Annotated in this window: 7 protein-coding genes; 2 read left to right on the forward strand and 5 right to left on the reverse strand. The window is 61.3% G+C overall.

Going from position 1 to position 10,246, the window contains the following annotated elements; all coding sequences use genetic code 11:
• Nucleotides 1-131: 131 nt before the first annotated feature.
• The 3 genes from ACIP02_RS27240 to ACIP02_RS27250 are packed head-to-tail and all read right to left on the reverse strand — an operon-like array spanning nucleotide 132 to nucleotide 4,197.
• Nucleotides 132-1,475 (reverse strand): c-type cytochrome, encoded by a 1,344-nt coding sequence (locus ACIP02_RS27240; RefSeq protein ID WP_400622910.1) that lies wholly within the window; start codon nucleotides 1,473-1,475, stop codon nucleotides 132-134.
• Nucleotides 1,476-1,492: 17 nt separating this feature from the next.
• Complete coding sequence (locus ACIP02_RS27245) at nucleotides 1,493-3,742, reverse strand: molybdopterin cofactor-binding domain-containing protein (RefSeq protein WP_400622912.1); 2,250 nt, start codon at nucleotides 3,740-3,742, stop codon at nucleotides 1,493-1,495.
• Nucleotides 3,742-4,197 carry a (2Fe-2S)-binding protein gene (locus ACIP02_RS27250; protein WP_400622914.1) on the reverse strand — a complete coding sequence of 152 codons (456 nt, stop codon included), beginning with the start codon at nucleotides 4,195-4,197 and terminating at the stop codon, nucleotides 3,742-3,744. The genes ACIP02_RS27245 and ACIP02_RS27250 overlap by 1 nt, the downstream gene beginning before the upstream one ends.
• Nucleotides 4,198-4,586: 389 nt before the next feature.
• On the opposite strand from ACIP02_RS27250, the gene ACIP02_RS27255 reads away from it, so the two are divergent.
• Together ACIP02_RS27255 and ACIP02_RS27260 are read left to right on the forward strand one after the other, a co-directional pair.
• Nucleotides 4,587-6,773 carry an OsmC domain/YcaO domain-containing protein gene (locus tag ACIP02_RS27255; protein WP_400622916.1) on the forward strand — a complete coding sequence of 729 codons (2,187 nt, stop codon included), beginning with the start codon at nucleotides 4,587-4,589 and terminating at the stop codon, nucleotides 6,771-6,773.
• A gap of 431 nt (nucleotides 6,774-7,204) precedes the next feature.
• Complete coding sequence (locus ACIP02_RS27260; RefSeq protein WP_400622918.1) at nucleotides 7,205-8,017, forward strand: class I SAM-dependent methyltransferase; 813 nt, start codon at nucleotides 7,205-7,207, stop codon at nucleotides 8,015-8,017.
• Here ACIP02_RS27260 and ACIP02_RS27265 read toward each other — a convergent pair.
• Both ACIP02_RS27265 and ACIP02_RS27270 read right to left on the reverse strand, forming a co-directional pair.
• Nucleotides 8,004-8,882, reverse strand: coding sequence for a DUF6708 domain-containing protein (locus ACIP02_RS27265; RefSeq protein WP_400622920.1), 879 nt, complete (start codon nucleotides 8,880-8,882; stop codon nucleotides 8,004-8,006). The genes ACIP02_RS27260 and ACIP02_RS27265 overlap by 14 nt on opposite strands.
• Before the next feature lie 4 nt (nucleotides 8,883-8,886).
• On the reverse strand, nucleotides 8,887-10,246 hold a 1,360-nt coding region (locus ACIP02_RS27270), incomplete at its 5' end, for a hypothetical protein (protein ID WP_400622922.1).

Genomic DNA, 10,246 nt, shown 5'->3' on the forward strand with positions numbered 1-10,246 from the left:
GGTGGGGCGATATCTCCCACGGTCTGTACTGCTGTGAACAGTCAGAATCGGCTTTTTCGTCCCACCACCCCTTCAAGTATCACCATACAAGCGGCTTTAGCCGCGAAGAGGCCAGCACAGCCATCCCCACTTCAGCGCATGTGCAAGATGATCGGGCTACTACTGGCCGGGTCGGTATGCCCGCGCAACTTGCCCACCGCCTGCTTACTCACCGCGCCGCCATGGTTACCCCACGCCGAACGAACAAAGCTCAGCACCTCGGCAATCTCCTGGTCCCCCAGCTGTTCGCGGAACGACGGCATGCGGTAGGCATCCGGCACCCCGGCAGTCACTACCCGCTGCGACCCGTTAAGGGTGATGTTGATCGCCGAGGCGTCCTCTTTGGCCAGTACCGAAGTGGCGCCGGCCAATGGCGGCATCCACTCGGCCTGGCCTTTGCCGTCCAGGCCATGGCATGACGCGCAGCGGGTCACGTAGGTATGCGCGCCAGGGCTATCAAGCTGTGCAGCTGCCGACTGCACCTGATACTGCCAGGGTGCGCCATCACGTTGCGGGTCGCCGGGCAGTGATTTCAGGTAGTGGGCAATGGCAGCCAGGTCATCGTCACTCATGAACTGTGTGGAGTTATTGAACGCTTCGGTCATTGAACCGAACACCACCGCATGGCGGTTGCGCCCGGTCTTCAGGAACTGGGCGATGTCAGCCTCGCTCCAGCGCCCCAGCCCGGTGTTGTGGTCGCCGCGCAGGCTGGGTGCGTACCAGCCATCGAGCAATGCACCGGCGAGGAACGGCTTGCCGCTGTCATCCAGGGCTTTCTCGTTGAAGGCCAGGCCGCGTGGCGTATGGCAGCTGCCGCAGTGGCCGGGGCCCTGGACAATGTAGGCACCCCGGTTCCACTGCGCGTCCTGGCCGGTTTGAGCGGCGTAGGGCGTGGTCGCTGCAAACAGGCCGTTCCACATTGCGATGGGCCAGCGCAGGTTCAGCGGCCAAGGGATGTCGCTGGCCCGGTTGGCCTGCTTGACCGGCTGCACACCGTGCATGAAGAACGCATACAGCGCCTTGACATCGTCATCGCTGAGCTTGGCGTAGGACGGGTAGGGCATGGCCGGGTACAGCCGCCGGCCGGCGGGCGCAACACCGTGACGCACGGCGCGGTCGAAGTCGGCCAGGCTGTAGCTGCCGATACCCGTGCCCTGGTCGGGGGTGATATTGGTGGCGTAGATCGCCCCCAGCGGGGTGGCCATTTGCAACCCGCCGGCGAACGGTTTGCCGTCCGGCACGCTGTGGCAGGCCACGCAGTCACTGAGCCGCGCTACATACTCGCCACGGCTGACCAGCGCCGGGTCGGCAGCACTGGCCTGCACATCGGTAAACGGCGAGGCGGGCTCGCGGGTGACATACCAGGCCAGCAGGCCAGCCGCGACCAGGCACGGCAGCGCCAGCCAGCCCGCGGTTCTTGCGAAACGATGGGTCATGGGGCATTCCTTGTGCGCTAGCTGAAGGTGTGGCGGCTCATTGGCAAGCTGCGTACGCGCTGGCCGGTGAGCTGCGCGACCGCGTTGGCCACGGCTGGAGCCACCGCGGGCAGCGGTGGCTCACCGATGCCGCCCATCTTCGCCCCGCTTTCGACAATGCGCACATGTACCCGGGCCATGCGCGCAGGCGGCAGGATGGGGTACAGGTCGTAGTTGCGTGCGCGCGGCTTGCCATCCACGTACACCGCTTCCTCCACCAGCGTCTGCGACAGGCCCAGGGCGACCGCACCGTTGACCTGGTGTTCGATGATCGCCGGGTTGACGATGCTGCCCGGGTCGATGGCCTGCCAGATGTCGTGCACCTTGACCTCGCCGTTCTCTATCGACACTTCTGCGATGACAGCCGCCTCCGAGCCGAACGGAGACGCCATCGCCACGCCGCGTGCGCGCTTGCTGCCGTCTTCGGCGGTGAACGGCCCGCGTTTCCAGCCTCCGGACAACTCGGCGACGGCGTTCAGCAGGTTGGTCAGGCGCGGGTTATCGCGCAGCAGGTGCAAGCGCAGTTCGAACGGGTCCTTGCCGCCCTTGTCAGCCAGCTCGTCGAGGAAGGATTCGTAGAAGAAGTCGTTCAGCGAGTTACCCACCGAGCGCCAGTAGCCGAGCATGGCCGGGCCCTTGACGTAGATTTGCGCGATGCGCTTGTTGGCGATGGCGTACGACTTGCCCGACAGCCCCTCAAGCGCGGTCGGGTCGATCTTGTCCCCTTGCTTGCCGGCGAGGGCCTCGGTCGGCCCTTCGGTGGCGCTCACCGCTTCGATGGCAACCGGCATGCCGTCGGCATCCAGCCCGGCGCGGAACTTCACCACGGCGACCGGGCGCAGCACATCGCGCAGGAATTCCTCTTCACGGCTCCAGATCAGCTTGACCGGTCGGCCAACCGCCTTGGCCAGGGCAATCGCCTGCGGGTAAGGGTTGGCCGAGTCGTAGAGGAAGTGGCGGCCGAAGAAACCGCCCAGCAGGGGCGAATGCAGGTTGATTTGCCTGGTTTCCAGGCCGGTGCGCTTGGCAATGTCGTCACGGAACATGTCCGGTGCCTGGTTGGGCAGCCACACGTCGAGGGTGCCGTCCGGGTTGAAGCGGGCGAGGGCAGAAGGTGGTTCCAGCTGTGCGTGGTTGAGGTACTGGTTGTGGTAGCTGGCCTCGACCTTGGTCTTGGCATTGGCCAAGGCACCTGCGACATCGCCTTCGTTTTCTTCGTCACGCGCCGGCCCGTCGACCGAGGCCAGGTGCTGGCGCCAGCCGTCGCTGGAGAAATCCGCCGGCATCGGCCGTAGCGTGCTATCGGCGGCTGGCTCTTTCCAGTCCACCTGAATGGCTTCTACCGCGCGCTTGGCATGCCACCAGCGTTCAGCGACCACGGCCACGGCGCCCGGCAACTGATGCACCGAGTGCACGCCTTGCATGGCCTTTACCTGTTCTTCGTTGCGCAGGCTACCCACGGTCATGCCCAGGCGCGGCGCGTGCTGCACGGCGGCGTGGAGCATGCCGTCGACCTTGATGTCGATGCAGTACTGGGCTTTGCCGGTGGATTTGTCGTAGGCATCCAGGCGCCGTACGGGTTTGCCGATCCAGCGAAACTGGCTGGGGTCGCGCAACTTGACGCTGGCCGGGTCGGGCACTGGCAGATCCATGGCACGCCCGGCAAGCTCGCCGTAGGGTACGGAGCGCCCTGTCATGGTATGTACTACGTTGCCCGGCGTGGTGGTCAGCTCCTCGACCGGCACGCCCAGCTGTTCGGCGCCCGCCTGCAGCAGCATGGCCCGGGCGAGGGCGCCCAGGCGGCGCATGGTCGGGTAGCTCATGCGCACTGACATGCTGCCACCGGTGATACGCATGCCGTTTTCCATCACCACATAGGCTTCGCCTGGTGGTGCGCTGTCGACCACGAAATGGGCCGGGTCGACGTCCAGTTCCTCACCGACGATCTGCGCCATGGCCGTGAACGGGCCTTGCCCGCCTTCCATGAACGGGCTGAGCAGGCGCACCGTACCGTCCGGGCGGACCTCCAGGAATGCCGGCACCTGTGTGCCACGCGCTGGCGTTGCTGCGGCCGCTGCCTGCACACGCGCCGGACCCAGGGGCAGGCCGAAGCCCAGCACCAGGGCGCCGACGGCGGTGCCGGCCAGAAAGCGCCGGCGCGACAGGTTGACCGTTTCGCCCAGCTGCAGTTTGAGCAGTTCGGCAGGGCTATCGACGGGCGTATTCATCAGGCCTGCTCCCCTTGCGCCAGGTCATGCACAGCGGCATGGATCGCGTTGTAGGTACCGCAGCGGCACAGGTTGACCATGGCGGCGTCGATCTGCGCATCACTGGGCTTGGGCGTGTGCTTGAGCAGCGCCGTGGCGGCCATTACCTGGCCGGACTGGCAGTAGCCACACTGGGCTACCTGGTGCTCCACCCAGGCCGCGACCACCCGTTTGCCGACGACATCGGCCTCGATCGCCTCGATGGTGGTGACCTCGCGCCCGACCACGCCGGCTACCGGGGTGACGCAGGCGCGTACCACGTTGCCATCCACCAGCACCGAGCAGGCGCCGCACTGGGCCAGGCCACAGCCATACTTGGTGCCGGTCAAACCGAGGTCATCGCGGATCACCCACAGCAAGGGCGTGTCGGCGTCCGCCTCGACCTGATAGGTCTTCTGGTTGATGCGTAGTTCCATGGTTCACCTGCCCGTCAACGGTTGCTGTCGCTTGGTTTGTTCTGATCGGGGAGTACGGTGCTCCCCAGTGCAGAAACGCTAGCACAGCGGGGTGACCGCTGGTCTGCTGGCGGGGGCAGGTTCAGAGGATCAGGCAAGCAATTCGGTGAAATGCGCAAGCGGCGATGAGCGCTATCGCCTGTAGGAGCGGCCTTGTGTCGCGATGGGGCGCGCAGCGGCCCCAGGATCTTGGCAGCATGCAGTATTGTAAGGGGCCGCTTTGCGGCCCATCGCGACACAAGGCCGCTCCTACAAGAAAGCGCATTTGGAGGTGAAGAGGACTTCTGCGGCGAAAACCCGGATAATGCCGGCCAATTTCGTTTTGCACGCTTAAATCACGGTAATCCCGCATGGAAATCAAGGTCAATTTTCTCGACAATCTCCGTCTCGAAGCCAAGTTCGACGACTTCACGGTGATCGCCGACCAACCGATCCGCTACAAAGGCGATGGTTCGGCTCCAGGCCCGTTTGACTATTTCCTGGCGTCTTCGGCCTTGTGCGCGGCTTACTTCGTCAAGCTGTACTGCCAGACCCGCGACATCCCCACAGAAAACATCCGCCTGTCTCAGAACAACATCGTCGACCCGGAGAATCGCTACAACCAGATCTTCAAGATCCAGGTCGAGCTGCCCGAGGACATTTCCGAAAAGGACCGCCAGGGCATCCTGCGTTCCATCGACCGCTGCACGGTCAAGAAAGTGGTGCAGACCGGCCCCGAGTTCGTCATCGAAGTGGTCGACAACCTCGACGCCGATGCCCAGGGCCTGCTGATGCCGGTGTCGGACACCAGCACCTACATCGCTGGCAAGGACCTGCCACTGGAGCAGACCATCGCCAACATGTCGGGCATCCTCGCCGGGCTGGGGATGAAGATCGAGATCGCCTCGTGGCGCAACATCGTGCCCAATGTCTGGTCGCTGCACGTGCGCGACGCACAGTCGCCGATGTGCTTCACCAACGGCAAGGGCGCCACCAAGGAGGCCGCGCTGGCCTCGGCACTGGGCGAGTTCATCGAGCGCCTGAACTGCAACTTCTTCTATAACGACCAGTTCTGGGGCGAGGACCTGGCCAACGCGGCGTTTGTGCACTACCCGAACGAGCAGTGGTTCAAGCCCGGCCCGCGCGATGCGCTGCCAGCCGAAATCCTCGACGAACACTGCCTGGAAATCTACAACCCGGACGGCGAGCTGCGCGGCTCGCACCTGTACGACACCAACTCAGGCAACACGGCGCGCGGTATCTGCTCGCTGCCGTTCGTGCGCCAGTCCGACCAGCAGGTGGTGTACTTCCCGTCCAACCTGATCGAAAACCTGTTCCTCAGCAACGGCATGAGCGCTGGCAACACCCTGGCCGAAGCGCAGGTGCAGTGCCTGTCGGAAATCTTCGAGCGCGCGGTGAAGCGCGAAATTCTCGAGGGCGAACTGTGCCTGCCGGACGTGCCGCAGGACGTGCTGGCCAAATACCCGGCGATTGTTGCCGGTATTCAGGGCCTGGAAGAGCAAGGGTTCCCGGTGCTGGTCAAGGATGCTTCGCTGGGTGGCGAGTTCCCGGTCATGTGCGTGACCCTGATGAACCCGCGCACCGGTGGCGTGTTCGCTTCGTTCGGCGCCCATCCAAGCCTTGAAGTGGCGCTGGAGCGCAGCCTCACCGAACTGCTGCAGGGCCGCAGCTTCGAAGGCCTGAACGACCTGCCGCAACCCACCTTCGAAAGCCACGCGCTGACCGAGCCGAACAACTTCGTCGAGCACTTCATCGACTCCAGCGGCGTGGTGTCGTGGCGCTTCTTCAGCACCAAGGCCGACTTCGAGTTCGTCGAGTGGGACTTCTCCGGCCACGGCGAGGATTCCAACCAGCAGGAAGCCGCGACCCTGTTCGGCATCCTCGAAGATCTGGGCAAGGAAGTGTACATGGCGGTCTACGACAACCTCGGCGCCACCGCCTGCCGCATCCTGGTGCCGGGCTACTCGGAAATCTACCCGGTCGAGGACCTGATCTGGGACAACACCAACCGTGCGTTGTCCTTCCGTGCCGACATCCTCAACCTGCACAACCTTGAAAGCCGGCCGCTGAAGCTGCTGCTCAAGCGCCTGGACAACTGCGATGTGGACGACTACACCACCATCAGCACACTGATCGGCGTCGAGTTCGACGAGAACACGGTGTGGGGCCAGTTGACCATTCTTGAGCTGAAGCTGCTGATCTGCCTGGCCGTGCAGCGCTTTGAGGAGGCCAAGGAGCTGGTCGAAGCGTTCCTGCAGTTCAACGACAATACCGTCGAGCGTGGCCTGTTCTATCAGGCGTTGAACGTGGTGCTGGAAGTGCAGCTGGATGACGAGCTGGAGCTGGCAGACTACGAAGCCAACTTCCGCCGCATGTTCGGCAACGCGCGCATGGACGCGGTGTTGGGTTCGGTGGACGGCAGCGTGCGCTTCTATGGCCTGACCCCGACCAGCCTGAAACTCGAAGGCCTCGACCGGCATCTGCGTTTGATCGAGAGCTACAAGAAGCTGCACGCGGCCCGGGCCAAGTTTGCCTGATAGCTGCTACGTGAACTTGTAGACTCTTCTGGCTGACGCTGGCCCCCTGTAGGAGCCGCCTTGCGTCGCGATAGGGCTGCGAAGCAGCCCCGGCAATTTTGTGCATCTGCGCTGAAATCCTGGGGGCTGCTTTGCAGCCCTTTCGCGACACAAGGCCGCTCCTACAGGTGTTGTGCATGTCTTGAAGGTGATGCACGCAAGGTGGCCGGAACTATCTTGCACAAGATCAAAAAGCCAGCGCGATTCCTGTGGGAGCGGGCTTGCCCGCGAAGATGCCAGCCGCCTTCATATATCGCTTCGCTCTTGCCCTATCCCCACTTGATCTTGCCGCTTCGCCCGCCAAGCGCGTACTGTTTTGCACCCATCCCTGAACCCCCGGCGCGTACACCGCCAGAAGGACCTCGGCCGCGCACGACAAGAAGGCGCAGACCATGAGCACCCCTTTGGACACCAATGCCCTCAAAGCCCGCCAGCAAGCCGCCTGGGCCAGCGGCGACTACGCGGTAATCGGCACCACCCTGCAACTGGTAGGCGAACGGCTGGCCGAAGCCTGTGACCTGCGCTGGGACGAGCAGGTGCTGGATGTAGCTGCCGGCAATGGCAACGCCACCCTGGCTGCTGCCCGGCGCGGCTGCCGCGTCACCTCCACGGACTATGTACCTGAATTGCTCAAGCGCGGCGAGGAACGTGCCCGGGCCGAACACCTGAGCGTGCTGTTTCAGGCCGCCGATGCCGAAGCGCTGCCGTTTGCTGATGGCACCTTCGATGCGGTGCTCTCCACCTTTGGCGTAATGTTCGCCCCCAACCAGCCACAGGCTGCGCGTGAATTGGCCCGGGTATGCCGGCCCGGCGGCCGCATTGGCCTGGCCAACTGGACCCCGCAAGGCTTCGTCGGGCAGATGTTCAAGACCCTCGGCCGGCACGTGCCGCCGCCAGCCGGCGCCTTGCCGCCATCACGCTGGGGTGATGGGGAACAGTTGCGGCTAATGTTCGACGGGACGCTTGGTGAACTGCATGTCAGCCGCCAGCAGTTCAACTTCCGCTACCGCTCAGCGGCGCACTTCATCGACGTGTTCCGCACCTGGTATGGGCCGGTGCACAAGGCATTTGCTTCGCTGGAGCCGGAGGCCGCCGGTGCGCTGGAAAGGGACCTGACCCAGTTGCTGGATGAGAGCAACGTCGCAGGCCCTTCTTCGTTGGTGGTGCCGAGTGAATACCTGGAGGTGGTGGTTATTCGGGGCTAACAGGCGCTCCTTCGAAAGCCTCGGCGGGTGCTGGCGCTGCACGGACATTGAAAAGCTTGCAGACGAAGTACCAAGCGATGGCGACCGTCAGGTTGTAAGGAAACAGCACGGCCCAGAACGGCAGTTGCCAGTTCTTCTTACCCTGCATTTCACCGGGTTCGCCGGTTCGCCAGGGGGCGTAGTGGCGCCACGCCTCTGCCGGGGTCAGGCAAATGGCGTGCAGGGGCTTGTGCCACCAATTGGGTTCGCCGGGCGGTGGGAGTTTGTCCGGGCCGTGGTCCATGAAGTGGCGGAGGTATTCCCAGACTTCGGCGACGTGTCGGGTGTCGGGATCGGTGGGTTCATTGCTGTCGACCCATAGGCAGTCTTTTTGGTGGAGGCTGCCGTCCTCGCGGCGCGGGGCGAAGGCGAGGGCGTAGCTGGTGGTGAAGGCAGAACCACTAAATTCAGTACGCTTGAATACACCGCCTCCAATGTTGTTCCAATCGAAGACTATGAGTTTGTTCATTCGTTTGTAATAGATTTTTTTTGTTAGCCGATTCAGGAAAATGTGTGAAAGATTTTTTATGAAAAGTATCCTATATACTAAAAAAGGGGTGAAAATGAAAGGCGCTAAAATTAACATGGCAACGAAAATTGAGCCGCCGTCGAGTGAGTAATCTATACTGCTATCCGTGAGGTTGGAGAAAGAGAATATGCAAGTAGACAAAAACATGGCGATGTAGATCTTCCCCATGAATACAGAGTCGGAGACCCAGGGGTTTCGCAAGCATAAGCTTGAATTGTATGCCTGAACAAGTTGTCCAGAGATTTTAGGGGAGATCCCTGATTTATGCGATGGCTTGAAAAGCCAAGTGGTCGCCATGGACTTAGCGCTCCAGATAAAATTTAGTAGTAGAATATGTGTTGTTATTCAGGCCTCTGTCTTTATCGTAATCAAGCGTGAGCGTGACAGCTCTGATGCCTCTGGCTTCAACCTTGTAGTGAAGTACTAAACCAGCGGGTGTCATGTGGCATTTCGGTGTTGCGGGATAGCGGCTTTCGTGTTTTTCGAAGCTGTGGCTTATAAGCGTTCCTGACCATTCACTTTGGCCCAGTGCAAAGCCTGGTAAAAGAAGAGTGAGTTCAGCAGCTGAGCTTTCATTAGTGATGTGTGTGTGTACTATGGTTGTCCAATCAGGCGTCGACCAATCGCTATGTGTGTTAAATCCGGTCGTGAGACCGGTTATGCCGAGCTGCTCGGATTGCAATGCTGATAAAGTTATGGGTGAAAAAAATCCTATCTGCCATGCTTTGACTTCTTCGTGGAGATTCTGAAAGGGTGGTAATTTTCTCTCGAAGTCAAGGTGTATATTTTCTCGTACCTCACCGTCATTTTTCCTCGTGCCAAAAATGCTTCTGCATGCCCATAATTCCATAGGGCTGTGAAGGCGGGAATGTGCCTTTGAGTGGAAAAATAGACCTGCTCCGATCAAAGCGGCTCCTACCAATACAAGCCCCGCTGCGGTCCAGCCTGCAAAAGGAATAACAACCGTCTTACCTGCGATGGCAAGGGTTCCTTCTAGCGTTAGAACAGAACCCAAACCCGTTAAACTACCGCCAGTCGCTGTATATATCCCCGAGGTGAGATTGCCGTTCTGCCACTGGCGTAACGCTTTATATCCATCAGAGAAAAAGCCCGCTGCTATCGCTGGGTAAGCTGAAACTCGCGCAAAGAGATTACTCGTTAAAAAATTAATGATACCGTTACCAAAAGCCATCCCAGGTGCAGTTGAACTCAATCTCAACATTAAGGCTTTCTGCGTAGCCCGCACGCTAACCATTGTCGCCGATGCTGCACCGATCACCCCAAAAATCGACGAAGCAAAACCCATCGTGTATTCCGGTGCATCACTCTGCTGCAGGCTGTTGTAAGCCGCCTTGAGCGAAATTACGTTGAACCACAGCATTCCCGCGTTCAAACCACCACCCACCCCCGTGGTAAGCAACCCGAGAAAGTTGGGTTTCACGCGCCCAGTGGTGGTCAACTCGATGGACACCGTCCGGCTTCCGGAGATGCGGATTTGTTTCATCTCCTCAACCTGCGCCATGCCACTTTTCAGGTACTTCTGTACCTCTTCGCTGAAGGGATTCGCCGCGATGGCCTGGCCGGTGATCCGGTAGCGCGCCGTCAGCAATCCGAGCGCTTTCTCGGCATTACCCTCGCGCGCCGCCAGCAACACCTGCTGA

The organism is Pseudomonas sp. NPDC089408, assembly GCF_044749445.1.
Classification (GTDB): domain Bacteria; phylum Pseudomonadota; class Gammaproteobacteria; order Pseudomonadales; family Pseudomonadaceae; genus Aquipseudomonas.

Bases quoted from the DNA above. Each gene is read 5' to 3' on its own strand.
- ACIP02_RS27240 (WP_400622910.1), bottom strand. From the start codon at position 1,475: ATGACCCATCGTTTCGCAAGAACCGCGGGCTGGCTGGCGCTGCCGTGC.
- ACIP02_RS27245 (WP_400622912.1), bottom strand. From the start codon at position 3,742: ATGAATACGCCCGTCGATAGCCCTGCCGAACTGCTCAAACTGCAGCTG.
- ACIP02_RS27250 (WP_400622914.1), bottom strand. From the start codon at position 4,197: ATGGAACTACGCATCAACCAGAAGACCTATCAGGTCGAGGCGGACGCC.
- ACIP02_RS27255 (WP_400622916.1), top strand. From the start codon at position 4,587: ATGGAAATCAAGGTCAATTTTCTCGACAATCTCCGTCTCGAAGCCAAG.
- ACIP02_RS27260 (WP_400622918.1), top strand. From the start codon at position 7,205: ATGAGCACCCCTTTGGACACCAATGCCCTCAAAGCCCGCCAGCAAGCC.
- ACIP02_RS27265 (WP_400622920.1), bottom strand. From the start codon at position 8,882: ATGGCGACCACTTGGCTTTTCAAGCCATCGCATAAATCAGGGATCTCC.